The 19908-nt window shown below is 50.9% G+C and carries 15 protein-coding genes; 5 read left to right on the top strand and 10 right to left on the bottom strand.

Features of this window, described 5'->3' with window-relative positions:
• Positions 1-319: 319 nt before the first annotated feature.
• Complete coding sequence (locus tag EGT74_RS13835; RefSeq protein WP_123847181.1) at positions 320-1492, bottom strand: chromate transporter; 1173 nt, start codon at positions 1490-1492, stop codon at positions 320-322.
• Between the two features lie 5 nt (positions 1493-1497).
• Positions 1498-1950: a chromate resistance protein ChrB domain-containing protein gene (locus EGT74_RS13830; protein WP_123847180.1), complete on the bottom strand. Its 453-nt coding sequence runs from the start codon at positions 1948-1950 to the stop codon at positions 1498-1500.
• 192 nt (positions 1951-2142) lie between these two features.
• Between EGT74_RS13830 and EGT74_RS13825 the strand changes: the two genes are divergently transcribed.
• From EGT74_RS13825 to EGT74_RS13810, 4 genes are all read left to right on the top strand, one after another.
• Positions 2143-3027: a helix-turn-helix domain-containing protein gene (locus EGT74_RS13825; RefSeq protein WP_123847179.1), complete on the top strand. Its 885-nt coding sequence runs from the start codon at positions 2143-2145 to the stop codon at positions 3025-3027.
• 92 nt (positions 3028-3119) lie between these two features.
• Entirely contained in the window at positions 3120-4046 is a 927-nt protein-coding gene (locus tag EGT74_RS13820; protein WP_123847178.1) for an alpha/beta hydrolase, read from the top strand.
• A 468-nt stretch (positions 4047-4514) separates the two neighbouring features.
• Positions 4515-5117, top strand: a complete 603-nt coding sequence (locus tag EGT74_RS13815) for a hypothetical protein (RefSeq protein ID WP_123847177.1) — start codon at positions 4515-4517, stop codon at positions 5115-5117.
• A 200-nt stretch (positions 5118-5317) separates the two neighbouring features.
• Positions 5318-6373, top strand: coding sequence for a DUF6340 family protein (locus EGT74_RS13810; protein WP_246008210.1), 1056 nt, complete (start codon positions 5318-5320; stop codon positions 6371-6373).
• Between the two features lie 247 nt (positions 6374-6620).
• Here EGT74_RS13810 and EGT74_RS13805 read toward each other — a convergent pair whose 3' ends face one another.
• The 4 genes from EGT74_RS13805 to EGT74_RS13785 form a co-directional block, all read right to left on the bottom strand.
• Positions 6621-7004 carry a nuclear transport factor 2 family protein gene (locus EGT74_RS13805; RefSeq protein WP_123847176.1) on the bottom strand — a complete coding sequence of 128 codons (384 nt, stop codon included), beginning with the start codon at positions 7002-7004 and terminating at the stop codon, positions 6621-6623.
• Between the two features lie 80 nt (positions 7005-7084).
• Positions 7085-8512 carry an MFS transporter gene (locus EGT74_RS13800; protein WP_123847175.1) on the bottom strand — a complete coding sequence of 476 codons (1428 nt, stop codon included), beginning with the start codon at positions 8510-8512 and terminating at the stop codon, positions 7085-7087.
• Positions 8513-9098: 586 nt separating this feature from the next.
• Positions 9099-11747 carry an ABC transporter permease gene (locus EGT74_RS13790; RefSeq protein ID WP_220392878.1) on the bottom strand — a complete coding sequence of 883 codons (2649 nt, stop codon included), beginning with the start codon at positions 11745-11747 and terminating at the stop codon, positions 9099-9101.
• 1 nt (position 11748) lies between these two features.
• On the bottom strand, positions 11749-12081 hold the full coding sequence (locus EGT74_RS13785; RefSeq protein WP_123847173.1) for a PadR family transcriptional regulator: 333 nt from the start codon (positions 12079-12081) through the stop codon (positions 11749-11751).
• Between the two features lie 317 nt (positions 12082-12398).
• Here EGT74_RS13785 and EGT74_RS13780 point away from each other — a divergent pair, with 317 nt between their 5' ends.
• Entirely contained in the window at positions 12399-12851 is a 453-nt protein-coding gene (locus tag EGT74_RS13780; RefSeq protein ID WP_123847172.1) for a hypothetical protein, read from the top strand.
• Between the two features lie 140 nt (positions 12852-12991).
• Here the strand turns inward: EGT74_RS13780 and EGT74_RS13775 are convergent, their stop codons facing one another.
• The 4 genes from EGT74_RS13775 to EGT74_RS13760 form a co-directional block, all read right to left on the bottom strand.
• Positions 12992-13525 (bottom strand): DinB family protein, encoded by a 534-nt coding sequence (locus EGT74_RS13775; RefSeq protein WP_123847171.1) that lies wholly within the window; start codon positions 13523-13525, stop codon positions 12992-12994.
• Positions 13526-13597: 72 nt separating this feature from the next.
• Complete coding sequence (locus EGT74_RS13770; protein WP_123847170.1) at positions 13598-14353, bottom strand: helix-turn-helix domain-containing protein; 756 nt, start codon at positions 14351-14353, stop codon at positions 13598-13600.
• Between the two features lie 155 nt (positions 14354-14508).
• A complete protein-coding gene (locus EGT74_RS13765) occupies positions 14509-16254 on the bottom strand; it encodes a RagB/SusD family nutrient uptake outer membrane protein (protein ID WP_123847169.1) in 1746 nt (581 codons plus the stop codon).
• A 10-nt stretch (positions 16255-16264) separates the two neighbouring features.
• Entirely contained in the window at positions 16265-19678 is a 3414-nt protein-coding gene (locus EGT74_RS13760) for a SusC/RagA family TonB-linked outer membrane protein (protein ID WP_158618145.1), read from the bottom strand.
• Positions 19679-19908 lie beyond the last annotated feature (230 nt).

Raw genomic sequence — 19908 nt, 5'->3', positions numbered from 1 at the left:
TAGCACGGTTTTCACGAATTATTCCGTATAAGTTGGTTGAAGATTGTAAGGAATGAGAGAATACCTCTATATTAAGAATTGTATTTTTCCTCGTCTTTGTTTATAACTTATTTCCTGGAAGGAGGTGTCGCCTTTACTTTAAAATTTGGTTGAGCGATAGAAGTAAAATCTGCTACACAAAATGTTTTATCTTCGTCTAGCGGCGAAATATTAAATTCCTCACCGTCCACCTCAAAAGCCGTGTACTCTCTGTATTGGAGGACTCTATCGTACGCCACGCTCCATTTATATGGGAAAATGTACATTGTATGAAGTCATTCTACAGTGCTCCTTTAATCGTTTTCAATAGTATACCGATCACGGCTGCGAGCAGGATAATCAGCGGCTCGGGGATTTTCTTGAAGCGGTAAAGCACCAGTGCCGTCACCAGGGCCAGCCCGATGGTCCATGCATCGGTAAGGGAGCGTTTGCCCAATACGATCACGGCGCCCGAGATGGCACCGATGGCTGCGGCAGTCACGCCATCCACAAAGGCCTTGATACCGGGGTGCTTCCCGTACTTGCGGAAATAAGGCGCCGGTAATACGGTAAACAGGTAGCAGGGGAAGAATGTTGCAAAGGCGGCCACGCAGGCGCCGGGAAATCCCGCCACCAGGAACCCGATGAATCCCACGGTGATCACCACCGGCCCCGGCGTGATCATCGCCACCGCCACCGCGTCCAGGAACTGCTGTTCATTCAGCCAGCCGTATTCCTTCACCACACCACCGTACAGGAAAGGAACGATCGCCAGCCCGCTGCCGAACACGAAAGCGCCGGCTTTGGTGAAGTACAGCAGGATCTTCCAAAGCGTGCCGCCGGATGCCGTCGCGCCCGCGCTTTGCAAGGCCGGCAGCAACAGCAGCGACGGCGCAGTTCCCCGGCCGGGCAGCCAGAACCGTTTCGGCGGCGATTTTACGAGCCAGTACAGCACGCCCGCACCCAGGAACAGCCAGACATTTTCCGTTTCGTACCAGACTGTATATATGGCCGACAGCAGGTAAATACCGATCAGCCATTTATCCGTGCCGATGGACTTGCGGGTGAGCTTGTAGGCGCTCATGGCGATGATACCGATCACCGCCGCTCCTACGCCATAGAAAACGGCCTGCATCCAGGGGATGCCTTCCCATAACGTGTATATATAGCCGAGCGCCAGCACCATCAGGAAAGACGGTAGCACGAATGCCAGGCCGGCCAGCGTTGCGCCGGGCACTTTATAGTGTACGTAGCCGATGTAGATGCCGAGCTGTGCGGCCAGCGGCCCGGGAGCCAGCTGGGCAAGCGCCAGTCCTTCCCTGTAGTCTTCCTCGCTGATCCAGCCTTTGCGCTCCACGAGGTCGCGGTGCATATAACCTGCCAGCGCTACAGGACCACCAAAGCCCCAGGTGCCCAGTTTCAGGAAGTAGATCACGATGTCCCGCAGCGAGTAAGCGGGTGTGGTTTTGTCCATGCCGTTTATTTTTTGTACTGCCATGTGTGTTTTTCCTCCTGTTGGTAGCGGGCCCAGCTGTAGAGGGCGTCGTACACCTTCCTGCCGATCTCCAGCATTTCATGATCGTTGGTGTGGTTATGGGAAAGCCCAGCGGAAATGGCCCACAACCCGGCCGCCTGCGGAGCCAGGCCGAACCGGTCGGTATCGGCCGCCCTGACGATTACCGCCAGCTGCTGCAGGGCGGGATCTTCCAGTGCGTGCTTCCTGAGGAAATAATCGAAGGTGCACTCGTCGCCGCAGTGGGTATATTCCACATCCGGCACATCAAATGGAATGGCCTGCAGCGCCGCAGCGCGTGAGATGACCTCCGGCGCGGGCACGTAGATGATTTCCGCCTGCGGATCTATGAACCGGGCAATCAGCCACGGACAGGCGATGCGGTCGATTTTGGGCCGCTCACGGGTAATCCACTTCATGGTCAGCGGTTTTATACCCGCAAGTTCGGTGAGTGTGCAACCAAAAAATAGAACAGAATTAACGGGCTGGTATGGATTTTACTTTTTCGGAAGATTTTTCCGGTAATCGGACGGACTATTGCCGGTAAAGCAGTAAAAACTAAAAACATTCAGGTAAAAACTTGAAGCAGCTAACATTGTTAATTTTTAAATTTGTGGATAGCGGATAATACTTTGAAGAAAAAATATAATATAAAGGACTTTCTTGAATACACCAATATAAGCGGTTACAAGAACAATCATATCCATTTGGTGGAATATCAGAAGCAAAAGCTGATGAGGAGAGTATCCGCTCCCATAGAGCTTGGTTTTTACTTTCTTGCAATTAAACTGAACTTTGATAAAACCAGGAATTTTGGTCAGACAATGCTCGACCAGGCAGATGCTTTTGTGTATCTCGACCAACCGGGAGATTTCCTTCAATGGGATATAGAGCACCAGATATCAGGGTATCATATCCTTATTGATGCGGGACTGTTCAGGAAAATCGCCAAAGAATACAGCTTTACATACTACAATAATCATGAGGCGCTATTCATAACCAAAGAAGAAGAAAAAACGATTACTGACCTTTTTCAAAAAGCCCTGAAAGAATTTGACCGGAATGAAAATTTCTCCAAGGATATTGTAATTTCCTATGCGTCGCTTATCCTGTTGTATATTCAGAAGTTTTACAGCAGACAATTTGACACAAGGGAAGAATTGTATAACACTACCGTAGCTGACTTTTATAAAAATCTCGAAGCATACTATGATGATGAAAAGAATGCGCTAAAAATGCCCTCGGTGTCTTATTTTTCGGATATGGCCAATTTGTCTTCCAATTACTTCGGCGACCTCATAAAGCACTATACAGGACGTTCGCCGCAAGAACATATACATCAGCTAATCGTTCAGATAGCAAAGAACAGACTCAGAACAACCTCTCTAAGTATAAGTGAAATTGCCTTCAGCCTGGGGTTTGAATATCCCTCCTACTTCGCCACGTTTTTCAAAAAGGAAACAGGTATTTCTCCAAGTGTTTTCCGGAATCAGTAAATATTTAAAGCTTTCCCGTAATTACTGTAAGCCTAAAGCCTGCCTGTCAAAATATCTTTGTACTGTTTAAACTACATTTAAACACGAATGAAATGAAAGCAGTAAAATTCAAAAACAGAAATTGGGATGTGGCAGGTATTTTACAGTTTCCGAAAGATTTTGATGAAACAAAAAAATATCCGGCTATTGTTTGTGCGCACCCCATAAGCAGTTGCAAGGAGCAGACAGCAGGAAGCATATACGGTAAGGCGTTAGCGGAATCAGGATTTATCACGCTGGCTTTTGACGCATCCAATCAGGGAGAAAGCGGCGGAGAAGTGAGATTTTTGGAAGACCCTGCAATCCGCGTAGAGGATTTTCGTTGTGCAGCAGACTACCTGGCTACATTAAACTTCATAGATGAAGAGAAGATCGGCGTTTTGGGTGTTTGTGGCGGCGGTGGCTACGCTGCAAATGCAGCAATGACTGAAAGAAGGTTCAGAGCGGTAGTAACGGTAGTTGGCGCGAATTATGGACGTTTGCTTCGCGAAGGAGACTTTTCTGCCGATGCGGCTATAAAAACCTTGGAGGGAATAGCCAGGCAACGTACCGCACAGGCAAGAGGTGCCGAACCTGCCATTACAGTTTACAGACCTAATTCACAGGAAGACAGAAAAGCTGCCGGGTTAAATGATATTGATATCATAGAAGCAGTTGATTATTACCAGACACCGAGAGGGCAGCATCCGAACTCTCCCAACCATCTACGTGTGGACAGTCTGGATAAAGCAATGTCTTTTGACGCGTTCCATTTAGCGGAATTATTACTTACCCAACCACTGCACATAGTTGTTGGCGATAAAGTAGGTGCGTTTGGATCGTACAGGGACGGGTTTGAGCTGTTTAATAAGGCCGCCTCAAAACAGAAAAGCATTCAGGTCGTTCAGGGAGCAAGCCATTATGATTTGTATGACGGAGCGGCAGCTACCGGTAAAGCCCTGGAGCAAATTATTCCATTTTTTAAAGAACATCTTGTGTAATGATTGTAGAAATCAAATTTCTGCTAATCCAGGCTGGTCGGAAGAGTGGTTCGAGCGATGTACCATAGGGATCACAGAAGGCGCTAGCAATGGCGCTTTTTTCGTTTGACCCATTCGACGCCCGATCGTATCGAATCTCACTATTCCCATATCCGTGAATTTAATCTAGTAAAATAGGGATAATGCTCCGGCTGTTTGCCGCGCAATGCCGGGAAACAGTGAAAATGATAGAAAAAATAAGTAATACATATACTTCCTGGCCACGCGGCAAGGTGGATAGTGGTCGTTCAATGCCGAAGCCTAAAATCATCGGGTATGATACCATCCTGCCTTCTATACCTGCTTTAGACCTTTATTGATCAGATTCCTTTCAAATTCTTCAACAACTCCAAAAATCTGAATAATAAATTATCCTTCTTAAATTTACTTCAATAACTGTAATTTGTAATTTCTAACTTCCAACAAAGAATGGATGCTCAGCATAATGAATTTGCCAAAATAAAATCATTAAAATCAAAGAAGATAACTTTTATAGCAAGGGCTTTAGGAGCATTTATTTTTGCGAGTGCAATTGCAGGAATAATTTATTTGGAGATAATTATTATTGAATCCGTAAAAATATCTGTTGAATTTAAAATTTCTTCTGTAATACTATCCGTAACTCTTTTATCCTTTTTGGTATATGCGGTATTAAAGGATACAATTATTACCAGTAAAAGTAACATTACCAAAGTAGTAGTTGATCAAAATGGTTTGCACCATTGTAATAATGAAATAATTGTTGAGTCCCTGACTTTTGCGTCTTTACACCCAAATCCCGATCAGAAAAATTATGATGTGGTTTTGTCGGAGGGTGAAGATGCAGGTTTTGATATTTGTGTATATTATTTCGATAGCTCCAGCAACACAATAATTTATAAAGCTATTGTATTCAATACCCCATTTTCAATACGCAATGGAAAAGAATTAAAAAGACATTTCATAAAGGGTGTTTTAAAGTTCCGGTCCGATTTGAAAGTTTCACCCAAGGTTTTAGATGTATTGGATTTAAAAGCGCATAAAAAAATCTAAAATTGTCTCGCCCTGAATTCACCTTGCATGATTCGTAGCAGCAGTGAAGACAAACAGCTATATCCCGCTTTTGATAATCCTTGGTGAAGAGAAAATACATTATATGCAGGGAGGGAATAGTTGTATGTTGATTTTATTATATGTAACTTTAGGGTGAGCACTGGTTAAACGAGAGGCACTCATTGCATCAATCACCACCTATGACTACGAAAACATACCTGAAAAACCTGCTTTTCATCACTTTAGCAGCGGCCACGTTCAGTTCCTGCAAATCTACCGAGCTGGTTTACATTAATGTATTGAAACCGGCGCCTGTGACCATACCGTCCTATGTTAAAAGTCCCGGCGTGCTGAACAGGACCACCATCACGGCACAGCATAAGGCGGTAGACGTCGTTGACAAGATATTCAGCCTGGAGGGGGCGCAGCTGGACAAGGAAGGGGCACAAAGCAGCGTGAGCGGGCTTGCCGGCGAACTGCTGAAGAACAACCGTTTCAGTGAGGTAAAAGAGCTGGGCGAGCTGGATTTGACCACCACTGCCCCGGGACTTTTCTCTGCGCCGCTCTCCTGGGAAACCGTAGATAAAATATGCCGGGAACATCATGTGGATGCCCTCTTCTCGCTGGAACTTTTTGACACCGATTCCAAGATCAGCTACGCCGCTGCACCGGTTTCCTTGAAAACCCCGGTGGGCAATGTATCGGGCTTGGAGCACCGGGCCAGCATGCTGACCAGTGTCAAAACAGGCTGGCGGATCTATGATCCCGCCAGCAGGAATATCCTGGATGAATTTCCCCTTTCCAGGGATATTACTTTTTCCGGCAGAGGCATCAACCCGGCCGCCGCCGCGGGTGCATTGATCAACCGCAAAGAGGCGGTAAAGGAAGTGGGCGCACAGGCGGGGCAACATTATGCCATGCGGATTATTCCCTACCGGACCAGGGTAACCAGGGATTATTATGTGAAAGGCACAGACAATTTCAGGACCGCCCGGCGTAAAGCGCAAACCGGCAACTGGGACGGCGCCGCTGAGCTATGGAAGAAAGAGACCACGAATCCCAGCAACACCGTGGCCGGCAGGGCCTGCTATAATATGGCGATCATCTGTGAGATCAACGGAGAGCTGGACCTTGCGATCAAATGGTCGCAGAAAGCCTACGAGGAATATAACAATCGTCTTGCGCTGAAGTACATCAATTTGCTGAAGAACAGGCAGGCCGGCAACGAACTGCTGAAGCAGCAGCAGGTGGAATGATGTGGTTGCTGCCTTTTTCGGGGCCTGTCGATATCGGGTAAGTACTTCTCTCCTCCTGTGGCGGGTTCCGCTGGAATTTTAAATCTCGTGGCCGGGTCTCGGAAAAAGCTCAGGAAAGAGTAAATGAAATTAAGAAACCCGCGTAAATACTGCATTTACGCGGGTTTCTTGTTTGGATTTGCTTCAGCATACATTCACTATTTATCAGGTGTTGCTGCAGACCGGTAACTTCCTGCCCAACCACCCCTCACGGCAATTCCTGCCGATAGGAGACCTTATCCACGATCAGCCATTTCCCGTCTAACTTTACCAGGTTAAACCGGTCAATGAACCGGAAGGTGGCAAAGGTCAATTGTACGTGGGCAGCTCCTGTGTCTCCATCCCAGGTGTATGAAAGGAGTTTGGGTTGGCATTCCTGTATGGTTGCTTCGGCAACCAGGTCGAGGTATTGCGGCAGTGTCCACTGAACCAACTTTCCATCTATGATGGTCCTGATATGTGAATCGGGGTGAAATGCTCCCCGGAGCCTTTCGATGTCTTTTACCGGACGTCCTTGAAGATAATCGTTAAGCGTAAGCAGGATGAGATGTTTTTCCTCTTCTATACCTACTTCACTTGCCAGAGTTTTCATAATTTTTTGCCACAAATTTATTGGTTTTTTATTCAACCCTCCAAATGTGTATCCGTTTGATCTCCTCTCCTCTTGCGTCCCTATTCAAAGGAAACCGCATTAGCGCGTCCCTCCCCCTGGCGGCTGGCAGGAAGCGAAAACAACATGCAGGCAACAATCATCATACAAACGATACCGGCAATAAGGCCATTATCGAGGGCAACTTTGTAAGCAGCGCCCGTTTCCTGAAAAACCGAATTATAGAAAAGTCCTCCGATAATGCAGATGCCGAGCGCCGAAGCAATTTGCTGAAAGGTGGAAAAAATACCGGCCGATACCCCTGCATGGCGGGCCGGGATGTTGTCCAGCACTATATTCAACAAAAACGGAAGCACCATCCCGTTGCCCAGGCCATATATCCCGATGAGCAGCATGTTCAGCAAGGGCTGGCTTTCCGTAGTGAACATTTTTATCTGCAATACAAAACTGATGAAGATGATCAGCAATCCGGCAAGCAGAACATTTTTACCGTAAGTTGTAAGCAGTTTCGAGGCCAGTATGGAACTTCCCATAAAAAGGATGGCATGTGGAACGAAATAGAGGCCGCATGCCAGCGCGGAGAGCCCCAGCCCATTCTGAAGATATACCGCTACTATTAGCAGGTAGGCCGTATGGAACATAAAATGGAAAAGCACGGATAACAAACCGAGAATGAAATGCCTGTTTTTGAACAGTTGCGTATCCATCAGCGGATGCCTGCCGGCGGCGGTCTTCTTTTTCTGGTTGTAAAAGAAACTGACCATGGTGATGCTGCCGGAAAGCAGCAATACAATACTCCATGCGGGCCAGCCACGTTCCCTTCCTTCCGTAATGGCATAGATAAAGCTGCCGAGCCCGCACATCAGCAGCAAAGCCCCTGAATAGTCGAAACCGATGCCGGTTTCTCTTTTGGTTTCCGGTAAATACTTCCGGATGGCCCACAGCGCCGTGATGCCGACAGGCACATTGATAAAAAAGATCAGCCGCCATCCTTCAATGGCTGTTTTTACCTCAGCGAGGTAGCCGCCGAGGATCTGCCCGATAATGGCGGCAATGCTCAGTGTAATGCCATACCATCCAATGGCTTTTGCACGCTGCTTTTGCTCAGGGAACAGTTCCTGGATCAGCGCGATGGATTGGGTGACCATGAACGCGGAACTGACTCCCTGCAGGAACCGCGCGATATTCAGTTGCTGCATCGTTTGCGCCATGCCACAGACGCAGGAGGCGACAGTGAAGAAAAGCATTCCCCAAAAGAATATTTTTTTTCTGCCCAGGTAATCACCCGCCCTTCCGCCGATGATCAGGAAACAGGCGCTGCCCAGCAGATATCCTGCGATTACCAGCTGCATCTCTCCCTGAGTGCCTCCCAGGCTCGATTGGATGGTTGGAATGGAAATATTGATGATGAAAATATCGATCACATACAGCAACGGCGCTGTCAGGATCACAAGCAGCACCAGCCACCTGGAATATGGATTACCAGTCATAAATGTTTCGGGTATTTAGTTGAGAATTAAGTGAGGGCCAAAATTACCGACACGAATTCCCGCCTGCAACCGGAAATTGAACAGGTATTTTTTGGGGAGATACACCGGCTAAAGTGTCATATCGGGATTGCGGAAACGAAAGCCTATCCGATTAAATCCGCGCAGATCACCGTCTGCGCGGATTATCGCATTTAACAGGTGTTGGTATATCCTGTTATTTTTCTTCCCTGTTCCCGATAATGCTCCTGACAAGCACGAAAACAGACAAAAGGAAGGTCAGGATATATATGATAGCTAATGCTGTATTCTCGAATTTTAAGGTTTTGAAATCAAACTGCTTATAAATGGCACATCCTACAATGATTGCTACAATTATGAATGGGAACGGCAGTCCTTTTTTATTGCTCATGAGTTTTTAATGTTTAAGTATCGTGCCTGTTATCATTGATGTCGATGCAAAAGTAAAATATGGACGGCTCTATTGCAAGAGCGGGCAATACGGCATTCATTCCGCACTTTTGCGCACCAGCACCCCAATACCACGGTGTAAAATTAAATTGCCATGGATGACAGAAACCTGCTACCCCTATTCACTCTTCAGCACCGCCACCGGGTTGCTCCTCGCCGCCTTCAACGTTTGCGATCCGATCATCATGAAAGCGATCAGCAATACCGCGAGCAAGCCAACGGTCAGTTCGGTGACTTGCACGGGCGTGTGATAAGGGAAATGAGGAAGCACAACGGTTCTGAAAAAGAGGTAAGTCGCCGGCAGGGCAATGAGCGCCGATACGGACAGGAGGAACAGGAACCCGCGGCTCAGCAGGAAAATAAGGTTGCCGGCACTGGCGCCCATCACTTTCCGGATGCCGATTTCCTTCAGTCTTGTTTCCGTGGTGAACACCACCATGCCGAACAACCCCATGGATGCGATGGAAATAGCCAGGAACGACAGGAACCCGATGATCTTGATCATGGTGGAAAATTCGCTGTACGCTTCTTCTATTTCTTCGTCATAGAATTCGGCCATAAACGGATGAACACGATCGATCTTCTTCCAGGTGGACTCAATTTTGGCCAGGGTGCCCGGCATGTCGGCGCTTTGTATTTTGGCGCTGATGATGGCCCTGTCGCCGGGTGTCCAGAACGTGAAGGCTACCGGCCCGATGAGGTTCTCCACCTTGCCATAGTGAAAGTCCTGCATGACGCCGACAATGGTCAGTTTGCGCCCGTTCAGGGTGATCTCCTCCCCGATCGCTTTCTCGGGGTTGCCGGAACCGATGTTGAACCGCTTTACAACCTGCTGGTTGACGATTACCTCGCCTACGGCCTCGGCTGTGGCGGGCCGGGCGATAAAATTCCCTCCGGCTATGAGTTTATAGTCATGCAGCGGCAAATAATTTTCGTCAACATGGTTGGTCATCACCAGCGCGGAATCCCGCGAATCTTTGTATTTCATATTGCCGCCCCAGGCGTTCCCTACCCCGGTGGTGATCAGCGATCTGGACAGTGCGGTTACCTCCGGCATCTCGCGGAGTTCCTTGAGCATCGCGTCGGGTTTATTGTCCTGCATGTTGATGTTCAGGATGTTGGTAGTGCTGAACCCCAGGTCGAATGCCAGGATGTTCTTATACTGCACGTAGCCGACGGCGGTGGTGGTAATGAAGATCAGTGTAACCGTGTATTGCAGCACCACCAAAGCGCGCCTCAGCGTGAGGTATTTGAACATTTTCACCGAGGCGACATTCCCGAAGGCATTGATGGGGCTGATTTTCGAAAAGAATATCGCGGGCATGAAGCCGGCAACAACTCCCACGGCGACTGAAAAAACGATGAAGGCCACAACCATGGCTGGCGTGAGATCGAGTTTCACCGTGCGTTGCATCTCCGGGGCCATGTTGATCAGCAGCGGGCGCAGGGCGAGAAACAGGAGGAATGAAAGCAGCAGGGCCGCCAGGGAGATCATGACCGCCTCGGCCAGGAACTGCAGCCGCACCTGGCTCTTTCCGGCGCCGATCGCCTTGCGAAGGCCTATTTCCCTGATGCGGCGCATGGCGCGCGCTATCGACAGATTGGTATAGTTGAAACAGGCGGACAGTATCACCACAAATGCCAGCCCGCCGAGTATCCAGAGCACGATCGGGGGCATGTGAGGGCCCGCGAACCCTGGGCCGCCTTCAGATTGACGGAGGCTCTCTCCCACCACGATGTTGTACAAAGGAAGCAGTTCGAGCTGGATGCTGGTATTTTCTTCGGCGAGATTCTCCTCCCTGGCAAGCGCGCCGAGCTGCGAGCGGATGGCAGCCATGTCGGCATTTTCCGATGGCAGGATGTAAACGGAGTTGGACCACATGTTGGTCCAGTCGGCAAAATGTTTATCGCCTTTATGGGTTTGTTCGGCCGTGGACAATGATACCAGCGCTTCGAAACTGATGTGCGAAAAGAAGGGAACGTCTTTCATGATACCGGTCACCTGGTACACGAGCGTGTCCACCGTGATGGCCTTGCCGAGCGCGGCCTGGTTACCGAACAGCTTCCTTGCCGCCGTTTCCGTGAGAACGACCGAATAGGGATCTTTCAGTGCCGTTGCCGGGTTGCCTTCCATCATCGGGAAGGTGAAAACCCTGAACAACGATGGCTCCGCCCAGAAACCGGTGATGGGAAGAACATTGTCGCCCACCTTCGCATCGCCCGAAAAGTTGTTGCGCATGATCGTCACTTCCTCGATGCCGTTCACCTTCTCCCGGATGAGCTGTCCCGTTTTTACGGAGGTGGTCGCAAACTTGCCGTTCTCTTCGCTGTTGGAGGTCAGTACGTTGGTGATGCGGTAGATCCGCTCGCCGTTTTGGTGGAACCTGTCGTACGAACGCAGGTCGAGCACAAACGCGATCAGCAATAACCCGACGGACATACTGATGGCCAGGCCAAGGATATTGATGAATGAGAACAGCTTGTTGCGCATGAGGTTGCGCCCTGATGTTTTAACGTAGCTTCCGATCATGATCCGGTTCATAAAAAGGTTGACAAATATTGATTTCCGTACCGTATAGCTTCTGAAGAATTTGAAGGCATCAATGATGTAGATCAGCTTCGCACGGCGTGGCCCGATGGTTCGCACGTTCCGCTCAAAACATTCGTTGAGGTCCCCCGTAAGATCCTCCACGAGCGCGGGCTTACAGTACCATTCCACAAAACGCTGCGCCCAGGCGGGCGGGTGGTGTTGCCGTTCTTCTTTCATGCTACATGTTTTCCCAGCCAAGCGACGGTATCCGTGCCCACAGCTGGTCGCGCATCGATTTGGCGCTGACCAGTGCCGCCTTTCCCTGCATCGTGAGTTGATAGAATCTTTTACGTTTACCGCCACGGGCCTTCGTTGCTTCGCCCAGCTCGCTTTTCACCAGCCCCTTCTCTTCGAGACGGTTGAGCACCGCGTGCACCACGCCAAGTTTCACTGAACGGCCGGTATGGTCCGAGAGCTCGTCGCATATCGCTACGCTATATGCTTCGTTTATCAATGCCGCAACGGTGAGCAGCACCAGTTCTTCGAATTCTCCGAGGTTTGTACCTTTCATTTCGATATTAATTGCGTAAATGTATGTAAAAGGATTTCATTATACATACAAAAGAGGAATAATTATTCGAAACGCTTATTTTATGTGACGAAACCGGCGTTTATTGGTCTGAAAATTATAGGCACAGATGAGAGAATCCGGGACAACCGTACGCAGGACAAGAAAGGTTGGGGTTTGGTGGGATCTGGCCCACAAAAAGGACAAAACCTGCACCCCGCGCATTTTTTATGCAGCAAAAACGGCATCAATGCAGATAATTGCTACATTCAATATTGTTGCATCAAAGCGCGATATAACATCATTTAATCACCGGAAGCATGTATTGGCACGAAAAAATTGATTTGGTAAAAAAGAAGTTCCCGGACGGATTCAAGGATCCTTTCAGGGCCGGGCCTGAGATCATCACAAAAATAGTTACAAGACTATTCGGCTGCACCATGCTGAACTTTATGGAATCTGACAACAGAGCGGAGCTGTTAAGGCATGGTACGTTCGTTAAACAATGCAGCCTTAGTCAGTTGTATAATGAAGAATTACCTGGGCTCGACAACGGGGGCAACTATTGGTTATTCTTTTTCAAAATCCCGATGGGCTCCAGTTTTCAGGTATATGACTGTAAATACGGGGCGCTCCGGGAACTTATATATCTATCTTCCGGCCAGGACGAGCAGGATTTTTGTATTGTTGACAAAAAATACGCCTGGCTGTTATATTTTAAGATAGACCGCCCAAATAATACGGTGGGAATATATAATGTTGGAAACTCATAATGGTCAGGTTATTTGTATGGTTTTTTGGAATCAGGAATAAAGCGGTTCGAGTTTTGTACCCCAAAGGATTGCTTTGGGTCCAATCCTCCAACCGCAATTTTAAAAAGCCCCGGCTTTCTCCAGTTATTTCACCCGGCGGCTCATGCCCATTCCTGCGGCTGGTTTTTGTCCGCCCACCACGGAAATCCCGAAATCCCTTTTGATTTAAGCCGCTCGATGATCTGCGCCGAATGGTGCTGAATGTGACGGATGGTATTGATATGCAGCTCCAGGCGCGTGTATGGGTACCATTCAAACCCCGAAGCGCCATCAAGGGGTATTGCTTCAACGGCCGTTGGCAAGCTGTTTTCAATGTCGGTGATGAATGCGAGCAAGTCTTCTTTTGTATGATAACCCTCTACCTTCACGCCTGCATCCGGATTTTCCCAGCTTTGGCTGCCCCCTAAACTTTCCGCTCCTTCAATGGCATTTTCCCAGGGGGTGTAACTTTCCGGATCCGCGCCGAGATAGAACTTTACACTCCACAAAACGTGATAGGCAATTTGCCAGGTGGGGTTATGGTATTCCTGGTCATTCCACTGCTCCGGGAGAACTTTTTCGATGGCCTGGCGAAGGGTGCCGAGAGTCGCCTGGTATTGTGATGCCAGGATCGCTGCAATTGATTTGTTGTCCATATTGAATGAGTCTTGTTTCTGCCTCAAAATTAGCGATGGGGCCTGGCGTGGAATTGTACAAATTGGACATTTTCAGTAACCGCTCAGCTCCAGGAATCTGACAGGGCTGTACCCGGCAAATGTCCTGAAGTCACGGATGAAGTGGGCCTGGTCATAATAACCGTTGGCGTGAGCGGCTTCGGTAAGGCTATGATACCTGGCATAATTGTTCAACGTGGTTTCAAACCGGACAATCCGTGCATACAGCTTGGGATTAAAGCCGGTGAAGGCTTTAAATCGTCTTTCAAACTGCTTTTGTGAAAGGCAGCACGTCCTGGATATATTTACGATGTTTGCCATGCCGCTGTGGATCCTGATATAGCGGGCAGCATTGGAAATAAGGGAGTCTCGCAGCTTTTCTCTTTTCACCTGGGCCATGAAATAACCGGTCAGAATGCCAATCCGTTCCTGTGTATTGGCGGCCATGGCGATCCTTTCTTCCATCATCTTGCCGTCATTTCCCAGCAAGGTGTCCAGGGAAAGAAAACGATCATTGAGCTCCGAAGCCGGAAGATGGAAAAGCGCTGGCACGGCATGTGAGTACATCGAAACCCCGAACAATCCGTAAAACCCGCCTGCGGGATATTGCCCGTGGTTACAGGTATGCCCCTGTGCGGACGACCACATCAAATCCGGTCCCGCGAAACCAAATGCCAGCTCCGTCAGGCTGCTTGCCGTCACATAATAGGTGGAGCCGGCTGCCGGCAGCTGTTCTTGCCACGTAGCCACCCAAAAATGACTGATATACGCTTTCAGTTCTTCGCAGGGTTGAATGGTGGTATAACTCATTTTATTACGTAAGTGCTGTTGTTGTTGCCGGTTTCCTTTGATCGAATATAAGAAGGTTCGTTCGCTTCACCACACCGCGTGATGGAAAATATGAGGAACAAAAAAAGAGCCGCCCCCCTTCAGGGACGGCTCCTTAAAGAAATATCGGTATCAACTTACTGCAGCCAGCCCGGGTTCTGGGTTAACGCCGGGTTGAGCGTCAGTTCGTTCTGCGGCAGCGGGCTCAGGTAATCCCTGTCTATCCTGAAGCCATAGCCGTTCGGCGCCGGGGTTTTGTAAGGGTCCATGAACCCGTCGGCGTCGTTGGGATAAGGGTTCTGCGGAAACGATTTGCCGTAGAAGATTCCTTTCGGGCGCTTGCCGGCCAGGTATTCGTCGCCGGCGGCCCAGCGGGCGATATCGTCCCAGCGGAAGCCGGTGAGCGACAGTTCCACGCGGCGTTCTCTCCTGATCTCGTTGATCACGGGCGACAGCGTCGGGAAGTCCCATTTCGGGTCGGCGGCAATGTTGGCGAGCACCAGGTTGGGCATGCCCACGCGGTCGCGCAGCAGCTTGATGGATTTGTCTACATCGGCCTGCGTGAGCTGGCCCAGCTCGGCTTTGGCTTCCGCGAAGTTGAGCAGCACTTCGCTGTACCCGAAAAATATCACGGGCTCGGTACCGCCGCTGAGGTCGTGGTTCACGAATTCGGCGCTGTAGCCTTTCCTGATCACATAACCGGTAGGCGTGGAATTTTCGGAGCTGTTGAAGAGTTTGGAATACACGGCCTGGTTCCAGGTGATGGTGTCCACGCCTTTGATCTCCCAGGGCATGGCGGGCGTAAAGATCGTTTGCGCCCAACGGGGATCGCGGTCTTTCATTTCCGTGTTGATGTTGGTATAACCGCCGAACAGCGGGCTCACGGAAACGGGCAGCCCGTCCTTACAGAGGTAGGCGTCTGCAAGGCCTTTGGTGACACCGGCGCCGGCGGGGAAGTCGCTGGATACGCTGCGGTAGTTCACGATGCCGAGCCCCTTGTCGAACTTCTTCCAGAGCAGCACTTCCTTGTTGGCGGCATAGTCTGGCAGCACGAACAGGTTGTAATAATCCTTGTCGGGTTTGCCGGTGGAATAGATGGCGAAGCGGCCGGAGCTCATGATGGTTTGTGCGGCTTCCGCGGCTTTCCGGAAATATTTGTCGGGATCCGCAGTTTTGGCGGCAAACGGGGTACCGGCATGGTACTTTTCCCAGCTGCCTTCGTACAGCGCCACCCGTGCCTGCAGGGCCAGGGCTACCCATTTATCGGGGCGCAGGCCGTTGCTGACTTTTTCGGCGTTCATGTACAGCGCGGCTTTATCGAGGTCGGCCAGGATGCTGTCGGCAATGACGTTGCGCGGCGTTCTGGGATCCATCAGTTCGGGAGAATTGGTGTCGAGCACTTTGCTGTACCATTGCACGTCGCCGAATGTGCGCAACAGTTTGAAGTAGATCAGCGCGCGGAAGAAGTGGGCTTCTCCCAGGTATTGTTTGTAGGTGTCGAAATTGTCTTTGCAGCGCTGGTAGTTCTCGAAGAAATAATTCACTTTCCTCACCAGGCTGTAATCCCATCCTCCGCCCGCGGCGGGCACTACGCGCGTGCCGTTCAGCCGTGCGTCGATGGAGGCGCTCACGAAGTTGTCGGTACCGAGGTCAAGGCCGAACACGGTGCGGTTGTAATTCAGCCCGCCGGAGCTGCCGAAATCGAGCAGGCCGTTGGAAGGCTGGTAAAACTGGTTCACGTACAGCATCAGGTCGGACGTGGAACGGAAGTATACGTCAGACGAGATCTGGTCGAGCGGCCCTTTCTGCAGAAAATCATCCTTGCACGAACCGAGGGTGGCGATCAACGTTATTGCGAGTATAATGTGTTTGATACGATTCATAACAGCTCAATTAAAATGTGATGTTCAACCCGAAAGAAATTGTTCTTGACATCGGGTAAATTTTACCGAGGCCTTCCACGGAGCTGCTGCCCATGGACGAGAAGGCGGTTTCCGGATCGATGCGCTTGGGCATTTTCTGGAAAGTGAGCAGGTTTTCACCCGACACATAGCATTTCACCATGTTGATGGCCACTTTGCTGGTCATCCATTTCGGCAGCGTATACCCGATCCGCGCATTTTTCAGGCGCACATACGCTCCGTTGAGCAGGTACCTGGTTTGCGGCTGCAGGTTCTTGTAGGTTTCGTTGCTTTCGTAAGGCTTGGGGAAATATGCGTCGGTATTGGGCCCCAGGTGGTTGGTTTCGTTGGCGGGCCGCCAGTAATCTTCCTGCCCGTAAAAGAAGGCTTCGCCGTTGTTGAGCAGCCCCCAGAAAAGGGTGTTGGCGCCGGAGCTGGTCACCAGCAGGTCGCGCCGGCCGATGCCCTGCCAGAACATGGAGAAGTCGAAGTTCTTCCAGGAGATGCCCGCGCTGAGCCCGAAATTGTACCTGGGCTGGTTGTTGCCGATGCGGCGAAGGTCGCCGTGATTGGCCAGGGTACGGTTGCCGTCGTTGATGACGTTGTTGCCGTCGAGGTCTTTGAACTTCATGTCGCCCGGTCCCCATTTGTTGAAGAACTTGTTCTGATCGGGCATCTTTTCTCCTGCCGCCTGTATGAGCCCGTCGGAGGTATAACCCCAGATCTCGCCGTACACCTTGCCTTTATAATAACTGTCGATCAGGCCGGCATCGTTGCGGTATTCGAGAATGGTGGCGCGGTAGTCGGCCACGGACGCACGGAGGTTGTAGACCACGTTGGCGGAGAGGTTGTCTCTCCACGAAAGCGACAGCTCCCAGCCTTTGGTGGAGAGCGATGAATTGTTTTCCTGCGGTACGCTTGTGCCCAGCGCGGCGGGCAGCGTAATGGCGGGCCCGAACATGTGCGTGGTGCGGCGGTTATACCAGTCGAAGGTCATGTTCAGCCTCGAGTTCAGGAAGGCCGCGTCCACACCGAAGTCCAGCGTACTGATGCGCTCCCAGGTCAGCGAGGGGCTTTTGATGGCGGGAATGCCGGAATAGTTGGGACGGATGTCGTTCAGTATCCATTCAAGATTGCTGGATATCGGTACGATGGACATGTACAGGTAATTGGCCACGTTCTGGTTGCCGAGCGTGCCGTAGGAACCTCTCAGCTTGAGGCTGTTCACGGCTTTGGCGAGGCCGCCGGTCCAGAAGTTCTCGCGCGACACGTTCCACCCGGCGGACAGTGACGGGAACAAACCCCAGCGTGAATCGGGCGCAAAGCGCGACGAACCGCCGTACCGGGCGTTCAGTTCCAGCAGGTATTTTTCTTTGTAGTTGTAGTTAAAGCGGGCGAAGAAAGCGCGGGTAGACCAGTGGCTCATGCCGTCGTTCACCTGCATGGCGCCGGTGGCGGTGCGGATGGCGGGTACTTCTTCCGTAGCGAGGCCGCGTTTGGAAGCGGAGATGCTGTTGAACTGCTTGTACTCCTGCTCATACCCCACCATCAGACGGAGGAAATGATCGCCGAGTATTTTCTGGTAAGCGGAGGTGGCGGAGAGGAAAGAATAATAGTTCTCGTCCCAGTCCTGGGTAAACCCGTTCTCCGGTGAGCCGATGTTCCACTTCGTGCCGTTGGGCGCTTCGAGCCACACCTGCTTGTCGTGTTTCGTGTATTTGCCGCCGAAGTAGTTGTAGCTGTACGCCACGGTCGATTTCCAGTCTTTCACCGGCTCTATGTCGGCGCTGATGGTGCCCCAGAAATCGTTGTCGCGTATCTTTTCCAGCCCCGCATTCATCAGCTGCTGCACGTACGGGTTATTGACGGTGCCGTTCCAGTTGTACATGGGCGTGGTGGGATAAAACTTCATCATTTCGGAAATGATCTGTTTCTTTTCCAGCCCGCTGGAGCCGATGGGGTGCTGCTGCATGGAGCTGGCGAACTTGGTGCTCAGGTTCACGGTCAGCCATTTGGTGGCCTGCGTGGAGAAGTTGGACACCATGTTGTAGCGTTTGTAATTCTCGTCGGCCCAGTTGTAGGAACTACCCTGGTTGAAATAACCCAGCGAAATGTAATACTGCGTTTTTTCGGTGCCGCCGCTGAGGCTGAGGCCGTGTTTATGATTGGCCACCTGGTCTTTGAAGTACATGTCGAACCACTCGTAGTTGGCGTTACCGTCGTGGCGGCCACGCCAGAGGGTTGGCGGCGGGTTGGCGGTATCGTACTCGGGCAGGTAGGAGCCGTCGATATACCGTTTGATGCGGTCGATCTGCTCGGCGGGGAATTTGGGTGGCTGCCCTGCGTTCACGAGCGCCTGGTTACGGGCGATCACGTAATCGTACGAGCTTCTCCATTTGGGGAGATTGATCGGTGAAGCGAGGCCGAGGTTGTAGCTGTACTGTATCTGCACGCCTTTGTTGGCGGAGCCTTTTTTAGTGGTAATGAGGATAACGCCGAAGGGGGCGCGGGCGCCGTAAATGGCGGAAGCGGCGGCATCTTTCAGCACTGTCACGCTTTCCACCGCTTCAGGGTCGAGGTTGTTGATGTTCATCTCCACCCCGTCTACCAGCACCAGCGGCGCGCTGCCGGAGAGCGAACCGAGGCCGCGGATGTTCCAGGAACGGCCGGCGCCGGGCTCGCCGCCCGTGTTGGTGACGGCAATATTAAGATTCGGCGAGGCGCCCTGCAACAGTTCGCCCATGTTAGCGGAGGGCCTGTTGGAGAGCATTTCGCTGCGCACCACATCTACCGCGCCCGTGAGGTTGATCTTTTTCTGTTCGCCATACCCTACCACCACCACTTCGTCGAGGGCGGTATTGTCTTCCGTCATCACAACGTTCACCGTGGCTTTGGCCGGGTGCTCCTGGGTGACGAAACCGATGTATTTGAACACGAGTATGGCGGAGTCGTTCTTTACCGTGAGGGAGAACGTACCGTCTTCTTTGGTGAAGGAAGCGTTCATGGTGCCTTTTTCCACGATGGTGACGCCGGGCAGGGGCTGGCCGTCTTTCATGGTCACCTTGCCGCGCACGGTGGTCTGGTACAGGGATGTTTTGGCCGTGGCGGGCGTTATCACCACCAGGTTCTCGTCTACCTGCTTGTAAGTGAGGCCGGTGTTGCTCAACAGGTGGAGCACGGCTTCCGCCCATGTTTTATCGACCACCAGTATATCGGCGGGCGCTTTGCCATCCAGTATCTCGTCGCTGTAAACGAAGTGAATGGAGGTCTGGCGCTCGATAGCCTTCAGCGCCTTCTTGAGCGGGGCCTGCTTCAGGTTGAGCGACACCCTGTCCTGCGAGTACCCGGACAGGGCGAACGCCTGTACGGAGCACAAACAAACGATAATGGCTGCCAATTTCATCATGAGTAAAAACTTGACAAGTGGAATAACAGGCGTACCGGGCCTGAGCCCCGGGCCTATTTTCTTTTTTTTCATACATTTGATGTTTGGTGATTGTAAATAATGGCTCCTTTCCCTTTTGCACCCGGAAAGAGCCGTTACATGAAACGTTACCATGGAATGGAGGATGTTAGCGCATTCTCCTTCCTTTTTTTGTGCGATTTTAGTTGACCATCATTAACTGTTATTCATAT

Origin of the sequence: Chitinophaga lutea (assembly GCF_003813775.1) — a bacterium.
GTDB lineage: Bacteria > Bacteroidota > Bacteroidia > Chitinophagales > Chitinophagaceae > Chitinophaga > Chitinophaga lutea.
Note: the sequence above shows the minus strand (reverse complement) of the source record. Positions and strands in the feature narration are given on the sequence as shown.